At 71.8% G+C, this 24,392-nt stretch carries 22 protein-coding genes, 1 tRNA gene and 1 pseudogene; 13 read left to right on the top strand and 11 right to left on the bottom strand.

Annotation, left to right across the window (positions count from 1 at the left end):
• Positions 1-190: 190 nt before the first annotated feature.
• Positions 191-589: pseudogene (locus ACZ4QV_RS09530) on the bottom strand (MFS transporter); the annotation flags it as partial.
• 164 nt (positions 590-753) lie between these two features.
• Here ACZ4QV_RS09530 and ACZ4QV_RS09525 point away from each other — a divergent pair.
• The gene (locus ACZ4QV_RS09525) at positions 754-1,269 is read left to right on the top strand and encodes an AMP-binding protein (RefSeq protein WP_361149652.1); all 516 of its coding nucleotides are present in this window, start codon (positions 754-756) and stop codon (positions 1,267-1,269) included.
• Positions 1,270-1,290: 21 nt separating this feature from the next.
• On the opposite strand, the gene ACZ4QV_RS09520 is transcribed toward ACZ4QV_RS09525, so the two are convergent.
• Positions 1,291-1,701: a recombinase family protein gene (locus ACZ4QV_RS09520; protein WP_361587508.1), complete on the bottom strand. Its 411-nt coding sequence runs from the start codon at positions 1,699-1,701 to the stop codon at positions 1,291-1,293.
• Between the two features lie 107 nt (positions 1,702-1,808).
• On the bottom strand, positions 1,809-3,002 hold the full coding sequence (locus tag ACZ4QV_RS09515; protein WP_361587552.1) for a helix-turn-helix domain-containing protein: 1,194 nt from the start codon (positions 3,000-3,002) through the stop codon (positions 1,809-1,811).
• A gap of 227 nt (positions 3,003-3,229) precedes the next feature.
• Between ACZ4QV_RS09515 and ACZ4QV_RS09510 the strand changes: the two genes are divergently transcribed.
• Complete coding sequence (locus ACZ4QV_RS09510; protein WP_361587554.1) at positions 3,230-3,442, top strand: hypothetical protein; 213 nt, start codon at positions 3,230-3,232, stop codon at positions 3,440-3,442.
• A 49-nt stretch (positions 3,443-3,491) separates the two neighbouring features.
• Here ACZ4QV_RS09510 and mscL read toward each other — a convergent pair whose 3' ends face one another.
• The 4 genes from mscL to ACZ4QV_RS09490 form a co-directional block, all read right to left on the bottom strand.
• Positions 3,492-4,010, bottom strand: a complete 519-nt coding sequence (mscL, locus tag ACZ4QV_RS09505) for a large conductance mechanosensitive channel protein MscL (RefSeq protein WP_361149658.1) — start codon at positions 4,008-4,010, stop codon at positions 3,492-3,494.
• 1,004 nt (positions 4,011-5,014) lie between these two features.
• Positions 5,015-5,371, bottom strand: coding sequence for an FmdB family zinc ribbon protein (locus ACZ4QV_RS09500; RefSeq protein ID WP_361149660.1), 357 nt, complete (start codon positions 5,369-5,371; stop codon positions 5,015-5,017).
• 69 nt (positions 5,372-5,440) lie between these two features.
• Entirely contained in the window at positions 5,441-6,664 is a 1,224-nt protein-coding gene (locus ACZ4QV_RS09495) for an MFS transporter (protein WP_361150185.1), read from the bottom strand.
• 528 nt (positions 6,665-7,192) lie between these two features.
• Positions 7,193-8,875 carry a potassium/proton antiporter gene (locus ACZ4QV_RS09490; RefSeq protein ID WP_361149662.1) on the bottom strand — a complete coding sequence of 561 codons (1,683 nt, stop codon included), beginning with the start codon at positions 8,873-8,875 and terminating at the stop codon, positions 7,193-7,195.
• A gap of 274 nt (positions 8,876-9,149) precedes the next feature.
• On the opposite strand from ACZ4QV_RS09490, the gene ACZ4QV_RS09485 reads away from it, so the two are divergent.
• Positions 9,150-12,059 carry a penicillin acylase family protein gene (locus tag ACZ4QV_RS09485; RefSeq protein ID WP_361149665.1) on the top strand — a complete coding sequence of 970 codons (2,910 nt, stop codon included), beginning with the start codon at positions 9,150-9,152 and terminating at the stop codon, positions 12,057-12,059.
• 140 nt (positions 12,060-12,199) lie between these two features.
• Here ACZ4QV_RS09485 and ACZ4QV_RS09480 read toward each other — a convergent pair whose 3' ends face one another.
• Entirely contained in the window at positions 12,200-12,808 is a 609-nt protein-coding gene (locus tag ACZ4QV_RS09480) for a 5-formyltetrahydrofolate cyclo-ligase (RefSeq protein ID WP_361150187.1), read from the bottom strand.
• Between the two features lie 80 nt (positions 12,809-12,888).
• On the opposite strand from ACZ4QV_RS09480, the gene galU reads away from it, so the two are divergent.
• The 9 genes from galU (at position 12,889) to ACZ4QV_RS09435 (ending at position 20,540) form a co-directional block, all read left to right on the top strand.
• Positions 12,889-13,791, top strand: coding sequence for a UTP--glucose-1-phosphate uridylyltransferase GalU (galU, locus tag ACZ4QV_RS09475; protein ID WP_361149667.1), 903 nt, complete (start codon positions 12,889-12,891; stop codon positions 13,789-13,791).
• A gap of 4 nt (positions 13,792-13,795) precedes the next feature.
• On the top strand, positions 13,796-15,112 hold the full coding sequence (gene glp, locus ACZ4QV_RS09470) for a molybdotransferase-like divisome protein Glp (protein WP_361149670.1): 1,317 nt from the start codon (positions 13,796-13,798) through the stop codon (positions 15,110-15,112).
• Positions 15,113-15,415: 303 nt separating this feature from the next.
• Positions 15,416-15,898, top strand: a complete 483-nt coding sequence (gene moaC / locus ACZ4QV_RS09465; protein WP_361587512.1) for a cyclic pyranopterin monophosphate synthase MoaC — start codon at positions 15,416-15,418, stop codon at positions 15,896-15,898.
• Positions 15,899-15,975: 77 nt separating this feature from the next.
• Entirely contained in the window at positions 15,976-16,749 is a 774-nt protein-coding gene (locus tag ACZ4QV_RS09460; RefSeq protein WP_467762812.1) for a MogA/MoaB family molybdenum cofactor biosynthesis protein, read from the top strand.
• The gene (locus ACZ4QV_RS09455; protein ID WP_361150189.1) at positions 16,746-17,369 is read left to right on the top strand and encodes a GNAT family N-acetyltransferase; all 624 of its coding nucleotides are present in this window, start codon (positions 16,746-16,748) and stop codon (positions 17,367-17,369) included. Before ACZ4QV_RS09460 ends, ACZ4QV_RS09455 begins: the two co-directional genes overlap by 4 nt.
• Positions 17,370-17,520: 151 nt before the next feature.
• Positions 17,521-18,699: a divisome protein SepX/GlpR gene (gene sepX / locus ACZ4QV_RS09450; RefSeq protein WP_467762739.1), complete on the top strand. Its 1,179-nt coding sequence runs from the start codon at positions 17,521-17,523 to the stop codon at positions 18,697-18,699.
• Between the two features lie 75 nt (positions 18,700-18,774).
• Positions 18,775-18,847, top strand: a tRNA-Ala gene (locus ACZ4QV_RS09445).
• A 308-nt stretch (positions 18,848-19,155) separates the two neighbouring features.
• Entirely contained in the window at positions 19,156-19,587 is a 432-nt protein-coding gene (locus ACZ4QV_RS09440) for a DUF3995 domain-containing protein (RefSeq protein WP_361637359.1), read from the top strand.
• Positions 19,588-19,733: 146 nt separating this feature from the next.
• Complete coding sequence (locus ACZ4QV_RS09435; RefSeq protein WP_467762738.1) at positions 19,734-20,540, top strand: hypothetical protein; 807 nt, start codon at positions 19,734-19,736, stop codon at positions 20,538-20,540.
• 53 nt (positions 20,541-20,593) lie between these two features.
• On the opposite strand, the gene ACZ4QV_RS09430 is transcribed toward ACZ4QV_RS09435, so the two are convergent.
• Positions 20,594-21,145 (bottom strand): TetR/AcrR family transcriptional regulator, encoded by a 552-nt coding sequence (locus tag ACZ4QV_RS09430; protein ID WP_467762737.1) that lies wholly within the window; start codon positions 21,143-21,145, stop codon positions 20,594-20,596.
• 413 nt (positions 21,146-21,558) lie between these two features.
• Here ACZ4QV_RS09430 and ACZ4QV_RS09425 point away from each other — a divergent pair, with 413 nt between their 5' ends.
• On the top strand, positions 21,559-22,515 hold the full coding sequence (locus ACZ4QV_RS09425; RefSeq protein WP_467762811.1) for a DMT family transporter: 957 nt from the start codon (positions 21,559-21,561) through the stop codon (positions 22,513-22,515).
• Here ACZ4QV_RS09425 and ACZ4QV_RS09420 read toward each other — a convergent pair.
• Both ACZ4QV_RS09420 and ACZ4QV_RS09415 read right to left on the bottom strand, forming a co-directional pair.
• Positions 22,490-23,023 (bottom strand): M23 family metallopeptidase, encoded by a 534-nt coding sequence (locus tag ACZ4QV_RS09420; protein ID WP_361637365.1) that lies wholly within the window; start codon positions 23,021-23,023, stop codon positions 22,490-22,492. The two genes, ACZ4QV_RS09425 and ACZ4QV_RS09420, sit on opposite strands and share 26 nt — an antisense overlap.
• A gap of 120 nt (positions 23,024-23,143) precedes the next feature.
• A complete protein-coding gene (locus ACZ4QV_RS09415; RefSeq protein WP_361879367.1) occupies positions 23,144-24,247 on the bottom strand; it encodes a LacI family DNA-binding transcriptional regulator in 1,104 nt (367 codons plus the stop codon).
• Between the last annotated feature and the right edge of the window lie 145 nt (positions 24,248-24,392).

Below are 24,392 nucleotides of genomic sequence, written 5' to 3'. Positions count from 1 at the left end.
CCACAACCACCGAGCCCCACCGGCCCCACCGGCCCCACCGGCGGCCCCGGACGCCCGCGCCTCCGGCCAGGCAGACCGCCCCTCCCCGTGCTTGCTCGCCTCCGGCCCGATGGACCACCACCCCGCCCCGGATCCCCACTGCCTGCCGGGGCCCCGCCGCCCTCCGAAACTCCACCGCCCGCCGGCCGCACAGCATCGCCGCCGCGCGCAACGGCACATTCACCCAGAACACGGCCCGCCAGGACAGCTCCTGGGCCAGCACTCCACCCACGAATGGCCCGCACGCGGTGGCCAGGCCGGCCAGCCCCAGGGCCTGTCCCGTCGCGACGCGCGCCCGCCCCGGTGGGAAGGAACGTGTCAGCAGGGCCAGCCCCACCGGCATGACCAGCGCACCTCCCACCCCTTGCAGCACCCGGAACACCACCGGCGACGGCAACGAGGGCGCCACCGCGCACCCTGCCGACGTTCCCCCGAACAACGTGAGCCCGAACAGTGCGGGTCGGCGCGGCGCGGTACGTACGGACGAGGAAGGTGAAAGGCGGGGGATTGGGTGTACCGGAGACGGGGCAGAGACGTGGAGGTGCCGCACGGGCACCTACGGTTTCGCACGAGTACGCCGCCCGAGGGGCACGAGAAGCGACGCCTTCCGGGGCGTCGCGAAAACGGCTGCTGCGGGGCACGGGACGTGCCGTACAGCGGACGTTCAGCAATTGTTGATCGCTGATCTTCAAGCTGGTCCACATGTTGCGCCGTGTGATCTCCGAGCATGAGGAAACGACCCGGGAAACGCAAGAGCCCCCGGCGTCCCCGTCCCCGATGGCCCTCACCTGGCACGGTGAGCCGGGACGTCACGAGGAGCTGACCCACACCATGCTCATGGGCCAGGCCAAGCGGGCGGCCGCTGCGCTGGCCCGGCTCGGCGTGCGGGCCGGCGACCCGGTGGCGGTCCACCTGCCGCTGGTACCGGAGTCGGTCGTCGCCACACTCGCCTGCGGCCGGCTCGACGCCGTCCGTACGACGCTGCCGGTCTTCCTGACCGTCCCGGAACTCGCCGAGGCGGCACGCGAATCCGGCGCCAAGGTGATCATCACCGCGGACGCCGCCTTCTGGGACGGCGCGGTACGCCCGGTCAAGCCCGTACTGGACCGCGCCCTGCGCCGCGACGGCGCATGGGTACGGTCCGTCCTGGTCGTGAACCGCACCAGCCGCCCGGTCTCCTGGACAGCGGGCCGCGACCACTGGTGGCACGAGGCTCTCGCCACCCGCTGACGCCCGTCCCGGCCGGGCCCGCTACACCGAGGGCTGCCGCCCCGCCGGCACCCGCGTGTACCCGGCCCGCTCGTCGCTCCGGTCGTCCTCGTCGCTCTCGCCGAACGTCGTGGCCGAGTGCCCACCCGCCTCCGCCACGCGCCGCTGGAGCGCGAGCCGCCCTTCGGCATCGTGCGCGAACCGGTTCCAGTGGTGCACGAGACAGAACGCGCGCCGGACCACCACCTGGCGCCCCAACGCACCGACCAGCGCCCCCAACTCGGGCCGCTCACCCCCCAACGCCGCATCCCCGAAATCCACCCACCACCCGGCAACCTCCCACCCCTGCCGCTCGGCATAGGCGCGACACCCGGCCAAGCGCATCTCCAACATCGCATGCGAACGCGTGGCACAACGGTCGTAGACAAAGGCGAGCGGGGGTGTGGTGGGCATGGCGGTTCCCCTTACGTGCGTCGTGCTTTTCGGTGATACGGCACGACCGTAGGAGCGCCTGCCGGGCAGCGGGGACACAGATTGTGTCCCTTGCCCTGCAGCCTTCCTCAGGCAGCCAGCAGGCCGATCTTCTGGGCCAGCTCGGATGCCCTGCGACGACGGGACGGAATCTTCGACTCGGTTTCCTCCAGCACGATCCTCTTCGCGTAGCCGTTGTAGCGGACTGTTTCCGGGGCGGCTTCGTACGCCTGTCCGAGTGTCGCCAGCGCTACGTCCCTCTGTTTGTCGAGTTGGTAGCCGCGAGCCTGCTCGATGCGATGCCGGGCTCGTCGCGGCCGGGAGGGGATGAACCTGGCCTCGGCACGTTCCGCTTGCCGGACGGCCTCGGTGCCGGAGTGCAGTTCGACCGCGACGGTCACCGCATGGGCCCCCATGATGCCGCGAGAGAACGAGGTCACCGGGTGGAAGTAGCCCGCAGGCAGCCGCTCGGCCATCTCACGGGCGATGTCCCAGGAGCGCCACGCCGTGCCCGTGTCCCCACGCCGGGCCGCCGTGTACCCGACTTCGAACTGCAGGGCCCCGGCGATGGCGCGTACGTCATCGGTCGTGTCCGGCAGCAGGGGCTCCAGGTAGCGGAGCGTTGCCAGGTTCACCTCGTCGGCGGCGTCGTAGTGCTGTGGGCCGGCGTCCCGGTGCGCCTGCCCGGTGAGCCAGGCTGCGACGCCGATCGTGTGGGGGTCCTCGGACTCCTGTGCCGCGATCATGCTGCGTTCCGCGACGCGCCACAGGAGCGCGGCGTCCGGCTGGTAGGCGACGAAGAACTGGCTGAGACTGTAGACCTCCGAGAGGAGGCCCTGGGCGGTACGTCGTTCGGCCGCCGAGTCGGCTTGCCGTACGGCGAGCTGGGCATCGCGGATGAGGTCGGGAAGCAGTCCGCCGATGACATCCCTGTGGTGCGGCGCGGAGTGCCGGGCCGACCAGGCAAGGGCCAACCGCGACCGCAGGTGTGCCGCCGAAGGAGCGACCCGGTCCGCCTCGAAGGGGAACTGGTTCACCGCCGCGGCGACCGCAGGCAGCAGCCGGTGACCAGGACCGGCGAACAGTCCGACCCGTACCGACCCGGACCCGGTGAGTTCCGCAAGATCCCGAACCCGCAGCGCTTCGGCCACTCGTAGCACCATGTCCAGCCCGGGCATCTTCAACTGCCCGTTCTCCACCCGCTTCACCCACGACTCGGACATGCCGATGAGTCCCGCGAGCACCGCACGAGTCATCCCACGGCGCTGCCGCAGGATCTGCATCCGCTGGCCGAAGACCAGGGGAGCGGGGGCGGAGTCGGGGGTGGCACCTTCTTGAGACACGGTCTGGCCCCTCTCTGAAGAGTCCGGCACAGCTCAGAGTAGGGGGGAGGGGGAGACAGCGTGCCGGGCTCGGCCGACATCCGTGAGTGCGGCGGCCGTACCCTGGAGGAGTGAGTACGACCCCCGAATCCCGGCCCGAGGCCGACGCGGAGCCGCAGGAGAGTCCGGTGCGGCCGGAGACCGTGGAGACCGCGGCGAACTCCGAGCGGCCCCCTCGGCCCCCGCAGCCCGCGGCGCACGCGGCGCTGATCTTCGACGACCCGCTGAGCCGACGGTCGTCGGACGACACCGACCGTGGCTGGGGCGAGCGTCCGGGCCGTACGGACAGTGCGGCCGACCTCGCGCGCTTCCTCGACGAAAAGCCGCCCCACCACCTCTGACCGAGGCGCCGGGACGGCTTCGTGGGACCGGGGTCCGTCGCGGCGTCCGTTACTGCGACTTCTGCGTGACGACCGAGCCGCTGCCGCCATGGCCGGGCGAGCCCATGGACGAACCGGACAGCGAGCCGTTGCGCTGCGCCACGAGCGCGTCGCGGATCTCCGTCAGCAGTTCGACCTCGGTCGGGTCCACCGGGCCGTCGTCCACCGGCTTCTTGGCGTCCTGGCGCGCCTTCCACTTGTTCATCGGCAGGATCATGAGGAAGTACACGACCGCGGCGGTGATCAGGAACGTCAGGACGGCGCTGAGCACCGAGCCCCACAGGATGTAGATCCCGTCCGTGAAGTCGCCGGTCTTGGCGTCCGTGGAGCAGGTGGTGAGGCAGGCCTTGTAGTGGTCGAGGTTCTGCGAGCCCAGAGCGCCGACGATCGGGTTGATCACGCCCTTGACCACGGCGTTCACGATGTTCGTGAACGCGGCTCCGACGACCACGGCCACCGCGAGCTCGATCACGTTGCCGCGCATCAGGAATTCCTTGAACCCCGAAAGTACGCCCGTCTTCCCGCTCACCCGAAAGCCTCTTTCCACACTCACTACGAACCGTGCAACGAACAGCACCGCAACCTACGGCAGGGCAGGGCGAGGCTGTCCAATCCCATGACCTGAACCGGTGAGCGGACAGAGCGTCCGTACGGATCGGCGCCGCGTCCCGGTCGGCCGGAGAAGAGCCTTCCCCACGGCACGACGGACGCACCCCGCCACTTTCGCCAGTGTCGCGCGCATATCGGGCAAAGGCCATTCGATCTTCGCCGGGCGCGGTCCGGGACGTCATGACTGCCCCCAGCCCGGATGGCCCCCGGGTGCCGGGGCGGCACAGGCGCCCGAAGGGCCCGAGGCGCGACCTTCGCCGCTCTGGTGGGCCGTGGCGGTCAGGGCCGCGGCGGTCATCGCCAGCCCCGCCGTCATGGTGCGCCGACGGCGCCGTACCGCCCTGCGCAAGCGGTGACGCCCGCCCTGCGCCCGTACGGGAGTGAAGTGCGCAACCTCACACGGTGGAGGGAGGGGGAGGGGAGGAGCGATGTCGTGATCGATGTCGTGATCGAGGTCGAGGTCGAGGTCGAGGTCGTGGGGCACGGTAACCACCGCCTGCGGTGCCGGAATCGGTGCGGACGAGCTCCACCGTGCCGGACTTCGCCGGAGCCCGCTCGGCCCTGTGGACAACGGACACCGACGCGCGCGGGCCGACGTTCGCTACCCGCCGGTTGTGGAGAAAACGGTCACCCTCACGGGCCTCTCCTCCCCTCGCAGCCCTCCTCCGCCCCTCACGGCAACGGAATTCCCAGATCCCAGCTTGCGGGCCGACGCCGCTGCCGGGTGGCCGGTCGTGCCGTAGGGGGGTAGGGCGTGATCTCCGTCACGACGCCCGGGAACGAGGAGAAGCCGGGTCCGCCGATGACGCCGGAAGCCCCGCCGTCGGTGACGGCGGGGCTTCCGCGAAGAGCTGTCCGGTACGGGTACGTACGTGACCGACCGGGGTACCGCAGGAGTGCTGCCGGGCGGGGCCGGAGCCTCGCTCAGGCGACCGAGGTCTTGGGCGTCGAGCTGGAGCCCGTACCCGAAGAGCTCGACGAGCCGGCGGACGACTTCGACTCGCTGCCCGAGGACGACGAGGAAGACGACGAGGAGCCGGAGTCCGAGGACGCGGAGCCGGACGACGAGGACGAGCTCGACGCGGGGGTGCTGCTGGACGACGAGCCGCGGCTGTCGTTCCGGTAGAACCCGGAGCCCTTGAACACGATGCCGACCGCGGAGAACACCTTCTTGAGGCGTCCGTTGCAGGCGGGGCACTCGGTGAGCGCGTCGTCGGTGAACTTCTGCACCGCCTCAAGGCCCTCGCCGCACGCGGTGCACTGATACTGGTAGGTCGGCACTGTGACTTCCTCCTGGCACTCTCACTCAATGAGTGCTAACGACGCTCCATAGTGCAGTATTCCGGCCCGTCAGTCCACTGTTGCCGGTGAGCGGTGACCCACCCCACGTCCGACGACCAGGGTTTCGGTGCGCGGCACCAGGTGCCCCCGGAACACCGCGAGCACCACCAGCGCCAAGCCCGTACCGCACAGCGGAACCAGGAATCCGGCATGCGGACCGAAGTGGTCCGCCAGCAGACCGGCGACCGTCGACGCCGCGGCCTGGCCGAGACCGACCGCGCCGGTCAGCCAGGTGAACGCCTCCGTACGGGCGGATGCCGGGACCAGCGAGTCCACCAGCGTGTAGCCGGTGATCAGCGCCGGGGCGATGCACAGGCCCACCAGCAGGCCCACCGCGCCCATCAGGGGCGCCACACTCACCGCCCACAGCGGGGTGGTCAGCAGCGTCAGCAGCGCGTACCCGACCAGCAGGCGGCGCCGGGGTCCGACCTTCCAGGAGATCGCGCCGCACACGATGCCGGCCAGCATGTTGCCCGCCGCGAAGACCCCGTACAGCAGGCCGTTGATGCCGGGCTGCCCGATGTCCTCGGCGAAGGCCGTGAGGGAGACCTGCATCCCGCCGAAGACCGTGCCGATGCCGAAGAGGCCCGCGATCAGGACCCGCAGACCCGGCACCGACAGCGCCGAGACGCGCTTGGCCGAGCTGTCGCCGGACCGGTGCACCGGCGGCTGGCTGCGCCGCTGCGCCGCGAAGAGCAGGCCGCCGCCCAGCGTCAGGACGCCCTCGGCGACCAGGCCGGCCGCCGGGTGGATGCCGGTGCACAGCGCGGTCGCCAGCACCGAGCCGACGACGAAGGTGAACTCGTCGGTCACCGACTCGAAGGCGGTGGACGTCGGCATCAGGGGCGTACCGGTCAGCTTGGCGGCCCACCGGGAGCGCACCATGGGGCCGATCTGCGGTGTCGAGGCGCCGGTCGGTACGGCGATGACCAGCAGCGCCCACAGCGGGGCCTGCGACAGCGCCAGCGTGATCATCGCGGCGACCGCCGCCGCGTGCACCAGTACGCCGGGTACGAGCACCGCGCGCTGCCCGAACCGGTCGGCCAGCTTGCCGCTCTGCGGCGCGAACAGCGCCATCGAGACGCCGGTGACCGCCGAGACGACACCGGCGGTGCCGTACGAGCCGGTGGTGTGCTGGACGAGCAGCAGGATGCTGAACGTCAGCATCGCGAAGGGCTGGCGGGCCAGAAAGCCCGGCAGCAGGAACGCCCACGCCCCGGGGGTACGCAACAACTGCCCGTAACCGGGACGGGCGTCCTTGGCCGGTGTCTGCTGTGCGGGGGTGGTCGTGTCCTGGACGGCCTCGTCCTGGACGTCCTTGCCCGCGTTGTCCTTGACCGCGGATGCCACGGCCGAGCCTTTCTACCGCCTGGTAGCGCGCTGTCCGCGAGGTTGTCACGGGGTGTGCGCGCCGAGAGCTGTCCTCTCGCGCAGGACCGAGTGATACCGCGTGGTCCGCACCGGGGAGGTGGCTGCGTGTGGCAGGGGACCGCGGCCGCCGAGCGGTCGCGCCAGCTCTGCTTCAGGCAGAGTTGGTTCCTTTGATTGCCATGTCATAGTACAGGCCGATACGTGGGAAGCCCTGGCGTCGGCCAGGGCTTCCCACGGCGATTTTCGGCATGTTTGTTGGTTGATCCCGGTCGGTCCCGGTTGTTTGCCGCCCGGGCTCCGGTTGCTCGCCGCGGTCGCCGGTCGTTCGCCGTCCGGGCGCGCCGGTGGCCCGGCATCAGGTTGCCGGCTGCCCAGCGTCCGCCCGGTCGCTCAACGCGCCGGCGTGTGCGGCGGCCGCCCACCGGTCGCTCCGTCGGGCCGGCCCCCGGCAGCTCCGTCGGGCTTCCCTTCGACCTTCCCGTCCGGCCGCGCGGCGGACCGGCCACCGGCCCGCTCCCCGGCCCGTGCACCGGCCCGCTCCCCGGCCCGGCCACCGGGATGCTCCCCGGGCCGCTCCCCGGCCCGCACCCCGGACCGGTCGCCCGGCCGCAGCCCCGCCTTCTGGAGGGCCCGCCGCCCGCCCGGCCCGCCCGGCGCCAGCCAGCCGGCCAGTTTGCCGTGCTGGGAGACCGCCTGGAGCCGGTTCTCGACCGCGTCCCGTACCGGGTCCGTGGCCACGACCAGCAGGTCGTCCCCGCGTCGCAGCACGGTCGTGGGCGACGGTACGAAGCTGGTCCCGTCCCGTACGACGAGGGTGACCGCGGCTCCCGGAGGCAGCCGCAGTTCGTTGATCTCCACGCCGTGCATCCGCGACTTCGGACTGATCGTCGTGGACAGCAGATGGCCGCGCAGCCGCTCCAGCGGCGCCGACTCGATCCCCAGGTCGGCGGCCTCCTCGTCGTCCCCCAGGCGCAGCTTCCTGGCCAGCCAGGGCAGCGTCGGGCCCTGGATCAGCGTGTAGACGACGACCAGGATGAAGACGATGTTGAAGACCCGGTCGCTGCCGGGCACACCGCCCACCATGGGGATGGTGGCCAGCACGATCGGTACGGCGCCGCGCAGCCCCGCCCAGGACAGCAGCGCCTTCTCGCGCCAGGGCACCTTGAAGGGCAGCAGCCCGAGGAACACGGAAGTCGGCCGGGCCACGATCGTCAGGATCAGGCCGATGACCAGCGCCGGCACCGCGTCGTCGAACAGCGTGTGCGGGGTGACCAGCAGACCGAGCAGCACGAACATGCCGATCTGGCCGATCCAGCCGAGACCTTCGGCGAAGCCGCGGGTGGCGGCCGAGTGCGGCAGTTTCGCGTTGCCGAGGATCAGCGCCGCGATGTAGACCGCGAGGAAGCCGGAGCCGTGCGCCAGCGCGCCGGCCGCGTAGGCGGAGACCGCGATGGCCATCACCGCGATCGGGTACAGGCCGGACGCGGGCAGCGCGACATGCCGCATCCCGTACGCGCCCAGCCAGCCGACGGCCAGGCCGATGGCCGCGCCGATCGTCAGTTCCAGGGCGATCTCGCCGATCAGCGTGTACCAGTGCTCCACCGGCCCGGCGGTGGAGAACGCGACGACGAGGATGACCACGGGGGCGTCGTTGAAGCCGGACTCGGCCTCCAGGACGCCGGTCAGCCGGGCGGGCAGCGGCACGTTGCGTAGGACGGAGAAGACCGCCGCCGCGTCCGTCGAGGAGACCACCGCGCCGATGAGCAGCGCCTGGCGCCAGTCCAGACCGACGAGGTAGTGGGCGCCGGCCGCGGTGACCCCCACGCTCACCGCGACACCGAACGTCGACAGCACCGCGGCTCTGGGCAGCGCGGGTCTGATCTCTTTCCACTTCGTGCCGAGGCCGCCCTCGGCCAGGATCACGACCAGGGCGGTGTAGCCCAGTATCTGGGTCAGCTCGGCGTTGTCGAAGACGACACCGCCGAATCCGTCCTGCCCTATGGCGATTCCTATCCCCAGATAGATGAGCAGGCTGGGCAACCCGCTGCGGGAGGAGACGCGTACCGCTGCCACCGCGACGAGCAGGACGAGGGCGCAGATCAGCAGGAGTTCGTTGAGGCGGTCGACAGTCAGGACTGGTCCTTCCTCGTGGCGGGCCGGTCAGGCACGGGAGCGGGCACAGGGCTGTGGAACGAGCGGGCTTTCCTTACCGTATCTAGTTACTGAGGCTAACAATTTACCATTGCTTGAATCTTGGAGGTGCCGCCGGCTACACCGCGTAGGGCTCGGCGGACCCGTGCGCCTATGGTTGCTCCAGCACTCCCACCCTGCCCCTCGAAGGACAGAGATGCCCGCCAACAAGTCCGCCCCCGCCCCTGACAAGGCTGCGAAGAAGCCGAAGAAGAAGGGGCGGCGCGGCCGCCTCGTCGCGACCACGGTCGTGCTTCTGCTCGTGGCGGGCATCGGCTACGGCGCGTACTGGGGCGTCAGTACCGTCCGCGCCTCGTACCCGCAGACCACCGGTTCCCTGAAACTGGCCGGCCTGACCGCACCCGTCGACGTCTCACGCGACGGCAACGGCATTCCGCAGATCTACGCCGACACCGACGAGGACCTCTTCCGCGCCCAGGGCTTCGTACAGGCCCAGGACCGCTTCTGGGAGATGGACGTACGCCGTCACATGACGGCCGGCCGCCTCTCGGAGATGTTCGGTCAGAGCCAGGTCGACACCGACGCCTTCCTGCGCACGCTCGGCTGGCACGACGTCGCACAGCGGGAGTACGACACCAAGCTCTCCCCGGAGACGAAGAAGTACCTCCAGGCGTACTCCGACGGCGTCAACGCCTACCTCAAGGACCACGAGGGCTCGGCGCTCTCCCTGGAGTACGCGGCGCTCGGTTTCCAGAACGACTACAAGCCGCAGAAGTGGACCCCGGTCGACTCGGTGGCCTGGCTCAAGGCGATGGCCTGGGACCTGCGCGGCAACATGCAGGACGAGATCGACCGCGCCCTGCTGACCAGCCGCTTCAGCCCGACGCAGATCGACCAGCTCTACCCGAAGTACCCGGCCAAGCGGAACCGGCCGATCGTCGACGGCGGCGCGGTCGACCCGCTCACCAAGGACTTCGACGCCAAGGCGACGCCGAGCGGCGGCCTGCAGAACAACTCGGGGTCGGGCACGGGTACGGGCACCGGGACGGGCTCCGGCACCGGTACGGGCACCGGCACCGGCCCGGGGAACGGCGCCGGCACGCGTACGGGGCAGGGAGCCGGCAACGGCACGGGCACCGGGACGGGTACGGGCACCGGAACCGGTACGGGCACCGGAACCAACTCCGCCTCCGCCGCCACCCAGGGCGTGCAGACCCAGCTCTCCTCGGTCTCCAAGTCCCTGGAGAAGATCCCGGCCCTGCTCGGCCCCAACGGCAACGGCATCGGCTCGAACTCCTGGGTCGTCTCCGGCGCCCACACCACCACCGGCAAGCCGCTGCTCGCCAACGACCCGCACCTGGCCCCCCAGATGCCGTCCCTCTGGTACCAGATGGGCCTGCACTGCCGCACCACCAGCGCCAAGTGCAACTACGACGTCTCGGGCTACACCTTCTCCGGGATGCCCGGCGTGGTCATCGGCCACAACCAGGACATCTCCTGGGGCATGACCAACCTGGGCGCCGACGTCACCGACCTGTACCTGGAGAAGATCAGCGCCAACGGGTACCTGTCGAACAACACGGTCAAGCCGTACAAGACCCGCAAGGAGACCATCAAGGTCGCCGGCGGCGCGGACCGCGAGATCACGGTCCGCTCGACCGACAACGGCCCGCTGATCTCCGACCGCGACGACGAGATGACCAAGGTCGGCAAGCACGCCCCGGTCGGCAACGCGGCGCCCGACCGCGGCGACGGCTACGGTATCTCGCTGCGCTGGACCGCCCTGGACCCCGGCAGGTCGATGGACGCGGTCTTCGAGCTGAACCGCGCCAAGAACTGGACGGACTTCCGCAAGGCCGCCGCCCACTTCGAGGTGCCCTCGCAGAACCTGATCTACGCCGACACCAAGGGCAACATCGGCTACCAGGCGCCCGGCCGGATTCCGGTCCGCGGCAAGGGCTACGACGGCACGCTGCCCGCCCCCGGCTGGGACCCCAAGGCCCGCTGGGCCGGCTACGTGCCCCAGAAGGCGCTGCCCAACGAGTACAACCCGGCGCGCGGCTACATCGTCACCGCCAACCAGGCCGTCGTCGACCCGGACAAGTACCCGTACCTGCTGACCAAGGACTGGGGCTACGGCGCCCGCAGCCAGCGGATCAACGACCTCATCCAGTCGAAGATCAAGGACGGCGGCAAGGTCTCCACGGACGACATGCAGACCATGCAGATGGACAACAGCAGCGAGATCGCCAAGCTGCTGACGCCCTACCTGCTGAAGATCGACGTGGACGACGCGTACGTCCGTGAGGCGCAGAAGCTGCTGGAGGGCTGGGACTACACCCAGGAGCCCGACTCGGCCGCCGCTGCCTACTTCAACGCGGTCTGGCGCAACACCCTCAAGCTGGCCTTCGGCAACAAGATGCCCAAGGAACTGCGCGTCGAGGGCCAGTGCCTCAACGTCCGCCCGGCCGACGACACCGGACCGGCCGACGACCAGGACAAGCTGGTGCGCGAGTGCGGCCAGCGCGCCCCCGACCAGGCGCAGCCCGACGGCGGCGACCGCTGGTACGAGGTCGTCCGGAACATCATCGACGACCCGAAGAACGACTGGTGGAAGACGGAGTCCCGGCCCGGCCGGGTCCTGGACGCCAACCGCGACCAGCTCCTCAAGCACGCCATGCGGGACGCCCGCTACGAGCTGACCAGCAAGCTGGGCAAGAACGTCGACAACTGGAGCTGGGGCCGCCTGCACCAGATGTTCCTGAAGAACCAGACCCTGGGCACCAGCGGCCCGGGCCTCCTCCAGGGCCTGTTCAACCGTGGCCCCTGGAACGTGGGCGGCGGCGAGGCGGCCGTCAACGCCACCGGCTGGAACGCGGCCGGCGGCTACGAGGTCACCTGGGTCCCGTCGATGCGGATGGTCGTCAACCTGGCCGACTTGGACAAGTCGCGGTGGATCAACCTGACGGGCGCCTCCGGGCACGCGTACAGCGCGCACTACTACGACCAGACGGACAAGTGGGCCAAGGGCGAACTGCTCCCGTGGGCCTACTCCCAGAAGGCCGTCAAGGCCGCGGCCAAGGACACGCTGACGCTGTCGCCGTGACGAACGCTGCGGCGGACGCCGTGACGGGGCGCTGACCTCGCAGGCCGGGCGGGCTCGAATCCCTTCGAGTCCGCCCGGTTCTGTTCACGGTGGTCCATGAAGGGTTACGGCGGTCCCCGGCTGCCTCCCCCCGGGGGCGACTAGGGCGGAGGCGACGGCACAGCGAACCGGTGCACACCCCCGGGCGTCACCGCCACGTCCACCGGCCGGTCGTGCTCCTCGGCCGGCACCTCCGCCAGCACCTCCGCGTCGTACAGCAGCACCACCTTCGCCGGCCGGACGCCCGCCTTCTCCAGCCGCTCCAGCACCCGGTCGTACGACCCGCCGCCGCGCCCGAGCCGCATGCCGCGCCGGTCCACCGCCAGCCCCGGCAGCAGCATCGCGTCCGCCTCGGTGACGGACCGCGGGCCCAGCCGGGGCCCGGCGGGCTCCCGCAGGCCCCGCGCGGCCCGTACGAGGCTCTCGGCGCCGTCGTACGGGGCCCAGTCCAGGTCGTTGTCCGGCAGCAGTACGGGCAGCAGCACCCGTACCCCGGCGGCGTGCAACTGGTCCAACAGCGCGTGTGTGGACGGCTCGCGCCCCACCGACACGTACGCGGCGACCGTGCCCGCCCCGGCCAGCTCCGGCAGGGCCAGCGCACGGCGCGCCAGCACCGCCCCCGCCGCCCGGATTTCACCGGCCGGCAACTGGGCCCTCATGTCCAGGAGATCACGCCGCAACCCGCGTTTCCCACCGTCGTAACCGCTCATGATGCGCCGTCGCTCCCGCTCCTGTGACCCGTTCACCGGACCCCGCCTTCCGGTGCAAAGTGCCGGTTATCGTGATCCGCATGACTCCATCGCGTACTCGGATCACCAAGGCTGTCATTCCGGCAGCCGGTCTCGGGACCCGCTTCCTCCCGGCGACCAAGGCCACGCCCAAGGAGATGCTGCCGGTCGTCGACAAACCCGCCATCCAGTACGTCGTGGAGGAGGCCGCCACCGCCGGACTCAGCGACGTCCTGATGGTCACCGGCCGCAACAAGCGCCCCCTCGAAGACCATTTCGACCGCAATTACGAGCTGGAAGAGGCTCTGGACCGCAAAGGGGACGAATCGCGCCTCGCCCGTGTCCAGGAGTCCAGCGACCTGGCCACCATGCACTACGTCCGCCAGGGGGACCCCAAGGGCCTCGGCCACGCCGTCCTGTGCGCCGCCCCGCACGTCGGCGACCAGCCCTTCGCGGTCATGCTCGGTGACGACCTGATCGACCCGCGCGACCCGCTGCTCCAGCGCATGATCGAGGTGCGGGAGCAGCACGGCGGCTCCGTCATCGCCCTCATGGAGGTCGATCCGGCGCAGATCGGCCTCTACGGGTGCGCGGCCGCCGCCCCGGACGGCGACGACGACGTGGTGCTCGTCTCCGACCTGGTCGAGAAGCCGGACCCGGCCGACGCCCCCAGCAATCTCGCCATCATCGGCCGGTACGTCCTCGACCCGGCCGTCTTCGAGGTGCTGCGCAGGACCGCGCCGGGCCGTGGCGGCGAGATCCAGCTGACCGACGCCCTCCAGGCGCTCGCCGCCGACCCGGACCTCGGCGGGCCCGTCCACGGTGTGGTCTTCAAAGGGCGCCGCTATGACACCGGCGACCGTGGCGACTACCTCCGCGCCATTGTCAGACTGGCATGCGAACGTGAGGACCTGGGCCCGGAGTTCCGGACCTGGCTGCGCAGCTTCGTCAGCGAGGAGATGTGACACCGTGAGCGCCACCACCGGCCGGATCAGCCACCAGGAACGCGTCTGGTCGGTGGCCGACCACCTCGAAGACGTCCTTTCCAAGATCCACCCGCTGGAGCCCATCGACCTCCACCTCCTGGACGCGCAGGGCTGCGTGCTGGTGGAGGACGTCACCGTCCCCGCCGCCCTGCCGCCCTTCGACAACAGCTCCATGGACGGGTACGCGGTCCGCGTCGCCGACGTGGCGGGCGCCACCGACGACTTCCCCGCCGCCCTGACGGTGGTCGGCGACGTCGCGGCGGGCAGTGCCGAGCTGCCCGCCGTCGGCCCGGGCGAAGCCGCCCGCATCATGACCGGCGCGCCCCTTCCCCCCGGCGCGGAAGCCGTCGTGCCCGTGGAGTGGACCGACGGCGGAACGGGCGGCGGGCCCGCCGAGGCGATGCGCGCGCACAGCGCCGTGCCCGAGGCCGCCGGCGGCGAGGTCCGGATCTACCGCCCGGTCGACGAGCGGCAGCACGTACGCGCCCGCGGCAGCGACGTCCCGGCCGGCGAACTGGCCCTGCCGGCCGGCACCGTCATCGGCCCCGCCCAGACCGGCCTGCTCGCCGCCATCGGGCGCGCCTCGGTCCGGGTCCGGCCGCGCCCCCGGGTCGTGGTCCTGTCCACCGGAAGCGAACTGGTCCAGCCCGGCGAAGAGTTGGCCCCCGGCCAGATCCACGACTCCAACAGCTTCCAGCTCACCGCCGCCGCCCGCGCGGCCGGCGCCATCGCCTACCGCGTCGGCGCCGTCGCCGACGACGCCGAGACGCTGCGCGCCACCCTGGAGGACCAGCTCATCCGGGCCGACATCCTGGTCACCAGCGGCGGCGTCAGCGTCGGCGCGTACGACGTGGTCAAGGAGACCCTCGCCGACCTCTCCGCCGAGGAAGGCACCGTCGAGTTCCGCAAGCTGGCCATGCAGCCCGGCAAGCCGCAGGGCTTCGGCCTCATCGGCCCGGACCGCATCCCGCTGCTGGCCCTGCCCGGCAACCCGGTCAGCTCGTACGTCTCGTTCGAACTGTTCGTCCGCCCCGCCATCCGTACGCTCATGGGCCTGCCCGACGTGCACCGCCACACCTCCCGGGCCACCTGCGGCGCGGCCGTCGACTCCTCCCCGCAGGGCCGGCGCCAGTTCCTGCGCGGCCGGTACGACGCCGACACCGCCACCGTCACGCCCGTGGGCGGCGCCGGGTCCCACCTGATCAAGGCGCTGGCCCAGGCCAACGCGCTGATCGTGGTCCCGGAGGAGACGACCGAGGTCGCGGAGGGGGCGGAGGTGGAGGTCGTGCTGCTGGGGTGAGGGGCCAGGGGTGGGGGACGAGGCGGGGGGGTGGGGCGGGCGGTGTCCGTGCGGTGCCGTGGGGCCGTCCGCACGGTGCTGCGGGGGGCATACGGTGCTGCGGGGCGTTCATACGGTGTAACGGGGCCCGTCCGCACGGTGGCTGTGGGGCCGTTCGTACGGTGCCGTGGGGGCCGTCGGTACGGTGTCGTGGGGCCGTCCGCGTCGAACGTGCGTGCCGTCAGCACCGGGGAGCCGGGTGAGGGCCGACGCCTGCGGGTACGGTGTCGTCGCACAGGCGGCACGGTCCGGACCGGGAGAACGATGAGCAGCGGCCAGCAAGACCTCACCCACCTCGACGCGTCGGGCGCGGCCCGCATGGTCGACGTGTCCCAGAAGGACGTCACCGCGCGCACCGCCCGCGCCAGCGGCCGCGTCCTGGTCGCGCCGCGCGTCGTCGAGCTGCTGCGCGGCGAGGGCGTCCCGAAGGGCGACGCACTCGCCACCGCCCGCATCGCGGGCATCATGGGCGCCAAGCGCACCCCCGACCTGATCCCGCTCTGCCATCCGCTCGCGATCTCCGGAGTGGAAATCGACCTCCGGGTGGCCGACGACGCCGTGGAGATCCTGGCCACGGTCCGCACCACGGACCGCACGGGCGTGGAGATGGAGGCCCTGACGGCCGTCTCGGTCGCCGCCCTGACCGTCGTCGACATGGTCAAGGCCGTCGACAAGGAAGCGGTCGTCACCGACGTACGGGTCGAGGAGAAGACCGGCGGCAAGTCGGGCCACTGGAGCCGGTCATGACCGCGGACCGGCACCGCCCCGGCCAGGACGGACACGGCGCGACGGCAGACCCGGGACCGGAAACCGCGCCCGGCGCGGTGCGCGGCCCGACCGCGAACCCGGGACCGGAGACGGCCACCGGCCGCCCCGCCGCCACGCCGCCCAACCCCGGACCGGGCACCGCGGCCCGGGCTCCCGGGGCTCCCGCTCCTGCCGGTCCGGGTCCGAGCCCGAGCCCGAACCCGGGGGCGTCCCACCGCCCACACCGGGACGCCCCGTCCCAGAACCCCTCGCCCCGGCGACCCACCCCCGCACCGTCGCCCGAGGCCCCGGCCGAGGTACCGCCCCGAGCCCTCGTCGTCACCGCGTCCAACCGCGCGGCGGCCGGTGTGTACCCGGACAAAGGCGGGCCGCTGCTCGCCGAGGGCCTGGCCGCGCTGGGCTTCGCGGTCGACGGGCCGCGGGTGGTCCCGGACGGCGAGCCCGTCGAGACCGCCCTGCGCGCCGCCGTCACCGCCGGCTACGACGTCGTCCTGACCACCGGCGGTACGGGCATCTCGCCCACCGACCGCACCCCCGACGTCACCCGCCGCGTCATCGACTACGAGGTCCCCGGCATCCCGGAGGCGATCCGCGCCGCGGGCCGCGCGAAGGTGCCCACCGCCGCGCTCTCCCGGGGCCTGGCCGGGGTGGCGGGCCGTACGCTGATCATCAACCTGCCCGGCTCCACCGGCGGTGTCCGCGACGGCCTGGCGGTCCTCGCCGACCTCCTCCCGCACGCGGCGGACCAGCTACGGGGCGGCGACCACGGGCCGACGCCGACGCCGACGCCGGCACCCCCGGATCCCACCTCCACCGGGAGCGCACACTGAACGCCCCCTGGCCCGTCGTACTGGCGGACGGCGAGACCGCCCTCCGCCCGATAAAGCTGCGCGACCAACGCGCCTGGCGCGACGTCAACCGCCGTAACCGCGACTGGCTGCGCCCGTGGGAGGCGACCATCCCGCCGCCCCCGCCGGGCGTCCCCGCGCCGCACCGGCCCACGTACCGTCAGATGGTCCGGCATCTGCGCGCCGAGGCGCACGCGGGCCGGATGCTGCCGTTCGTCGTCGAGCACCGGGGCCGGTTGGCCGGGCAGCTGACGGTGGCCGGGATCACCTGGGGCTCGATGTGTTCGGGCCACGTCGGCTACTGGGTCGACGAGGCGGTGGCGGGCCGCGGCGTCATACCGACGGCGGTGGCGCTCGCCGTCGACCACTGCTTCCGCTCGGTGGGCCTGCACCGCGTCGAGGTCTGTATTCGGCCGGAGAACCTGCCCAGCCGCCGGGTCGTGGAGAAACTCGGCTTTCGCGAGGAGGGGCTGCGGCCGCGCTATCTGCACATCGACGGGGCCTGGCGCGACCACCTCGTATTCGCGCTGACCGCGGAGGAGGTGCCCGAGGGGCTGTTGAGCCGCTGGCACCGGGAGAAGCCCAGCACACCCCACAAATAAAATACGTGTTCGAATATTTTCACCAATTGACCACAAGCGCGTACGGCTGATCTCAACAATCACAAAAAAAGTTCGAGATATCAGCCAGATCGTGCGACACACCGGCTCAATTGGCGGATGGCCCCCTGCAAACCCCTCTACCGTGTGAGACGTGAGCAGCAGCGGCCTCATCTACGCAGTCATCGTCGGGGCCTGGGCCGCCTACTTGGTGCCGATGTGGCTTCGCAGGCAGGACGAGCTCAATGAAGCCCGGCCGACGGAACGCTTCAGTACCGCCATCCGGCTCCTGTCCGGACGGGCGGCGATGGAGCGCCGTTACGCCAAGGGGCTGGAGGGGCAGGGCAGCCGGCCCACCGACGATGCGGGCGAAGCGCGAGAGCCGGACGCCGCGGCCGAGGAGGCCGACGTCCGGGACTTCGACGCGCCCGCGGACGAGGCCCCGCCCGCCGCTCACCGCCACGCGGCGCCCGCGCCCGGCGGCGCGTCACCCGGCGGCCCAGTGCCCGGCAGCGCGTCCTCCGGCGGCCGGCCCGCCTCCGCGAGCGCCGCTGCCTCCGGGCCCGCACCCGCTCCCCGCCCCGGCAAGAAACCCGCCTTCAACCGGGCCTCCACCGCCGAGCGCATGAAGCGCGCCAAGGTGCTGGCCCGCCGTCGGCGCACCACCACCGTCCTCTTCCTCGCCTTCACCGTCGGCACGATCATCGCGGCCGTCGGCGGCCTCGCCTTCCTCTGGGCGCCGGCCATCCCCGCCATACTCCTCAGCGCGTACATCGTCTACCTCCGCGCCCAGGAGCGGCGCCGCTTCACCTTCACCATGGACCAGCGCCAGGCGGAGGCGGCCGCCCAGCGGCTGCGGGAGGGCAGGCCACGCCCTCCCCAGGCGTCCCAGCAGCCCCCCGCCGACGAAGCCCCCGCTGAGGACGCCGCCGCCATGTCCCCCGCCCCGGCACGCACCGCCGCGCCCGCCTCCCGCCCCGAGCCGGCGTCGACAGCCGGCCGCCGCGCCCTGGTGGAGGAGACCGACCACGCGGAGTGGGTGGACCAGCAGCGCGAACGCGAGCGCACCGAGCCCGGCGGCTGGGACCCCGTCCCGGTCCCGCTCCCGACGTACGTCACGGCCCCGGTCGCCCCGCGCGCCACCAGCCATGTCGACCTGGACGCCGACGACGCCTGGAGCTCCGCCCGCTCCGGCCCGGCCACCGAAACCCCCCAGCCGACCCCGTCCACCACCCCGCAGCGCCGCGCCGCCCCCGGCCGCCGCACCCGGGGCCGCACCCCCTTGTTCGACCAGTACGCCGACGACGACCGCCCCCGCGCGGCGAACGAGTGAGCCCCCACGGCTGACCAGCACGGGAAGCGATTTTTGAGCACCCCGGCAAGGATGCTAGAGTTTCACTCGTCGCAAGGGCCTGTGGCGCAGCTGGTAGCGCACCTCGTTCGCAACGAGGGGGTCAGGGGTTCGAATCCCCTCAGGTCCACCGACGGACTGCTTCCGAGTTGGCTCGGGAGTGGTTCACGAGATCCCGTCCGATCTGTTGATCGGGCGGGATCTTTGCGTTGCCCCGGGACCGGAGGGTGTGCTTCGGCGGAAGTGTGCGGATCGCTGTGCCGGACGCAGGGGAATCTCTCGCCGCTCCGGCTCAGGAGTTACTGCGAAGGGTCGCGGTCGGTTACTCGACGGCCGATGCCGGCCGGCGTGTCGTGCCTACCCCAACTGCGGTGCTGGCGAGAGCAGTTGCCATGATGGGTCAGGTTCCTTATGGGCAGCGAGGGGGAGGCGTTGTACATGGTTCGCACGGTGGTTCCGGTGGGGTTGGCTGTTGTTCTGGCGGCAGTCGGTGTGCTGCATTTCGTCTGGGCTTTCTCGACCTGGCCGATGAAGGACACGGTGACGTTCACCAAGACGATCGGTGGCAGCGACGACGGTGTGATGCCGTCGGCGCCGAGCACGGTTCTGGTGGGGGTGGCGCTGATCGGTGGCGCCGTGCTCACGCTCATGGTCAACGAGTCCATTCCGGCGATCGGCCCGGACTGGCTGCGGCTGGTGGGTATGTACGGACTGGCCGTGGTCCTGCTCGCCCGTGGCTTGGGCGGGTACTTCATGAACTCCGGAGCCGCCGTCGAGTTCCAGCGGCTGAACAGCTTCCTGTACTCGCCGTTGTGCGTGGTGCTCGGCGTCCTGGGCGGGATCGTTGCGGTGGCCGCGAGCAGGCGCTGACACGGCGTGGGGGCGGTCGAACGAGGGTTGTCCACAGGCCCAGTTGATTGTCGGTCCTGGGCTCTAAAGTTGTTTTTTGCGGGGCCGGTGGGCTTCGTCATGGGTACGTGATCGGGTATCCGATGGCGGTGGCGACGGGAGGACACATGGCCAAGGAACGGGCGTTCGGGCCGCATCAGCTGGCCGAGTGGCTGGGGATCGAGCCGCGGCATGTACGGCGTGCCGAGACCCGGGGGCTGATTCCGCCCCCGGATGTGGGGGACGAGCGGTGGTCGGTGGGGTTGGCCAAGACACTGCCGGACCGGGTCGAGGAGATCCTGTCCGTGGTGGGCGACGAGAACTACGGGGATGCGCAGGGCTCCGGGAAGGCCGGGCGTCGTCAGCCGGTCAAGGGGGACACGCTGGGGCCGCACCAACTGGCGAGCGAGCTGGAGCTCCAGCGGTGGCAGGTCGGCCGGGCCGAGCAGCGGGGGTTGCTCCCGCCGCCGGACGTGGACGGCAAGCGATGGTCGCGGGAGGTCGTGGAGGGCTTGCGGGAGCGGGCGGCGGAGATCAGGGAAGAGCTCGGCGACCACCCCGGGCTGGGGTCGATCGACGCGGCGAAGCACCTGGCCGAGCGTATGGAGCTGGGGGTCGAGCGGGAGGACGTGCGGGTGCTGGCGGGGCAGGGGCACCTTCGGCCGGTGGGGGAGTTCCGGGGGTATCCCATGTTCAGCCTGGAAAGCCTCGACGGGCTGGGCGAGGAACTGGTCGCGGGGGTGGTGGGTGAGCGGCAGCGGTGGATGGAGCGGAGCGTGACGGCCAAGGAGGCAGCGGCGCTGTTGGGGTGGTCGGCCGGCCGGTTCGAGGTGACGGCGGAGCGGAACGGTCTGGGCCCGGGGCGGCTCGGCCGGTACGACCGGGCGGAGGTCGAGGCGTTGCCGGAGAGGGACGGGGCGGAGGGGAGGGGCTGAGGGGGAGGGGGTGAGGTGATTGAGGGGGGGACGAGGGGCCGGAGGACTGTGGGTCAGGTGGGGAGGAGGGATCGGGCCTGGGCGCGGGCTTGGAGGATGGGGGAGGGGAAGACAGCCAAGCCGTGTGTGACCAGGGCGCCTTCGTGGAGGAGCAGGAGGGTCCGGGCCAGGCGGTCCGGGTCCGGGGCGGCCAGGGTGCGGGCGAGGCCGGTGAAGAGGGCGAGCATCCAGGCCTTCTGACCGGTGATGATCGCGTACGCCGGGTGGGCCGGGTCACTGATCTCCGCGTGCGCATTGACCATGCCGCAGCCCTTGGTGCTGTGCTCCACGGACCAGGCGTGTGAGGCGTCGAAGACGGCCAGGATGCGGGAGGCCGGGTCGGGGCCCGCGGCGTCGAGGTGTTCGCCGAGGAACGCGCGCCAGCGTTCGTCGCGTTCGGCCAGGTACTCCACGACGATCTGCTCCTTGGAGCCGAACCTGTCGTAGAGCGTCTTCTTCGTGACCCCGGCCTCCGCCGCGATCAGGTCGACGCCGACGGCGTGGATGCCGCGCTCGTAGAACAGCTTGGCGGCAGCCGCGCGCACGCGCAGGGCGCCGGGGGTCATGGGGACGCGGTGCGGGGGGTTAGGGGCGGAGTGCGCCGGGGTGGGTGCTTCGGGGGTGGGCGTTTCTGGGGCGGGTGCTTCCGGGGTGGGCGAACTGGGGGCGGGTGTTCCGGGAGCAAGGGCGTCCGCGGTGGACGAATCCGAGGCGGGCGTATTCGGGCTGGGCGTGCCTGGGGGCGGTGTGCCCGGAGTGGGTGCCTTCGGGGCGGGTGCTTCCGGGGCGAGCGTTTCCGAGGTGGTGGCCTTCGAGGTGGTGGCCTTCGGAGGGGTCGGCTTCGGGGTGGGGGCTGGTGGCATCTCGGGTCCTCGGGGAGGGAGGGGTGTGTCGGGGGCGTCGAGGTGAGTATACCGATCTGTATAGTTCGAGGGGTGGTGGTAGACCGATCGGTTTAGACGGAGAGTGGGTGAGTGGTGTGGGGCTGCTGGTCTCGGCCGGGTTCGTGGTGTGCTGGAGTTCCGGGTTCATCGGGGCGAAGCTGGGGGCGGGGAGCGCGGCGGCGGTCACCGTACTGATGTGGCGCTTCCTGCCGCTGGCCCTCGTGCTGCTCGCGGTGGCGGCCGTCGCCGCCCGGAAACCGTGGCGTGGGCTCACGGCTCGGGACGTGGCACGGCAGGCGGTGATCGGAGCGCTGTCGCAGAGCGGGTACCTGCTCACCGTCTACTACGCGATCCAGCTAGGCGTCAGCAGCGGTACCACCGCTCTGATCGACGGCACCCAGCCGCTGGTGGCAGGCGCGCTCGCCGGGCCGTTGCTGCGTCAGTACGTGACGGGCCGGCAGTGGGTCGGCCTGTGCCTGGGCCTGGGCGGGGTCCTCATCGTCACCACGGCCGACGCGGGAGCCGGGGGCAAGGCGGCGGGCTGGGCCTACGCGGTGCCGTTCCTCGGGATGTTCGCGCTGGTGGCAGCCACCTTCCTGGAGAGCCGTGCCCGTACACGGGTCGTTCCGGTGGTGTCGCTGACCGTCCACTGCGCCACCAGCGCCGTGATCTTCTCCGGGCTCGCGCTGGCCACGGGGGCCGCGACGCCGCCCGCCGACGCCGCCTTCTGGCTGGCGATCGGCTGGCTCGTCGTGCTGTCCACACTCGGCGGGTACGGGCTGTACTGGCTGATCCTCCGGCGTTCCGGCGTCACCAAGGTCAACACACTCATGTTCCTCATGGCGCCGGTGACCGCTCTGTGGGGTGCCGTGATGCTCGGGGAGCCGTTCAGCCCGCAGACCGCCGTCGGGCTGGGTGTGGGGCTGGCGGCGGTCGTGGTGGTGCAGTGGGGGAGTGGGAGGCGGCATCGGAGGGGTTCGGGAGGCGGCGGCGGGCATCAGGGGAGCGGCGGGCGTGGGGTGGGGGTCAGTAGGGGAGGGCTCGTCGGGTGATGCGGATGCCGCGGCGGGCCAGGTAGGTGAGGGGGTTGATGTCGGAACCGTAGTGGCGGGTCTTGCGGACTTCGAAGTGGAGGTGGGGGCCGGTGGTGCGGCCGGTGGCGCCGCTGTAGCCGATGCGGGTGCCGGCCCGTACGCGTTGGCCGACGCGGGCGGTGATGCGGGAGAGGTGGCCGAACAGGGTGTAGTAGCCGTCGGTCATGTGGATGGTGACGGCCAGGCCGTAGTCGCCCGAGCGTTTGGCCAGGACGACGGTGCCGGATCCGACGGAGGAGACCGGGGTGCCGGTGCGGACGGCGAAGTCCACGCCGGTGTGGTGGCCGGCGGCCCAGTTTCCCTTGACGCCGTAGGGCGAGCTGACGCGGGCGTTGACGGCGATCGGGCGGGTCCACGAGCCTGCGGGTGCGGCCGGGACCGCCTCGGTCACGGTCAGGCTGAGGACGGTGCCGAGGGCCGCGGGGACCACGCCGTGCAGCAGGAGTCGTCTGCGGAGCCAGTTCATAGTTGCGAGGACACGCCCTGGGAGGGGTCGACGCATCCGGAAACACGCGGAGGGCGCCCGAACGGCGCAGAGGTTCCCCGTACCGGGTGGTAACAGGAGTGCGTGCGGGTGGACGGGGAATCAGGGCGCGCGGGTGGTGCTTTCGCGGAGTTCGAGGTGCGGCAGCTCGGCCTGGAGGCGGCGGGTGGGTGCGCCGTCGAGGAGGGACAGCAGCTCCTGGGCGGCCAGGCGGCCGAACCCCGCGGTGTCGCGTACGAGTGAGGTCAGACGCGGGTGGGTCACCCGGCACAGGGGCGAGTCGTCCCAGGCGACGATGGACAGGGCGCCGGGTACGGGGACACCGTGTCCGGCGGCCACGGCGGCTCCGGCCACGGCCATCACGTCGTTGTCGTAGACGATCGCGGTGGGCGGATGCGGGGCGGCCAGCAGGCGGCGGGTGGCTTCGGCGCCCTGTTCGTCGGAGTAGTCCGTGCAGACGGAGCGGACGTCGGCGGCGTCCAGGCCGAGGCGGGCCGCCTCGGCGCGCAGGGCGGCGACCCTGCGTTCGGTGTGGGCGAGGCCGGGCAGGCCGGCGATGTGCACGATGCGGCGGTGGCCGAGCGCGTGGAGGTGGTCGATGATCGAGCGCATCGCGGCGGCGTCGTCGGCCCAGATGGTGGAGAGGGGAGCCGTGGCGGGTGGCGGCCCGGCCTCCGCCCCCGCCTGTGTGTCGCCGATGACGACGGTCGGCAGGGTCAGGGAGGCGAGGAGGGCCGGGCGGGGGTCCTCGGTGCGGGGGTCGACGACCAGGACGCCGTCCACGCGGCGTTCGGCCCACCAGCGGCGGTAGGTCGCGCACTCGGCGTCCAGGTCCTCGACGACCTGGAAGAGGAGGGCGACGCGCCGGGCGGCGAGGGCCTCCTGGATGCCGGAGACCAACTGGAGGAAGAAGGACTCGACGCCGAGGGTACGGGCGGGGCGGGCGAGGACCAGGCCGACGCAGCCGGAGCGTTCGCCGGACAGGGCGCGGGCGGCGCTGTTGGGCTGCCAGCCGAGTTCCTCGGCGACCTCGCGGATGCGGGCGCGGGTGCCGGGGGAGACGCCGTCGCGGTCGTTGAGGGCGAAGGAGACGGCCGAGGGGGAGACGCCGGCGCGTTCGGCGATGTCCTTCATGGTCGGGCGGCGGCGCGGGGGAGCTGTGGGGATGCGGGGGGCGTCGCCCGCGGCCGGGGGGCCGGTGGTCATCTCGTCGGTCAGCTCCTCCGGTCGGCCCGGTCTCCGTGGTGCGGTGATCTGAGTGACCCGTTGCTGCTAAACCGCATTAGGTCGTCGGGCTAAAGCGCATTAGGTGATTCAGGATCACGGTGCGGGCGCGGGAAGTCAACCGTTG

This window comes from Streptomyces sp. NPDC026394, from assembly GCF_055567735.1.
This window is presented reverse-complemented; position numbering and strand designations above follow the sequence as displayed.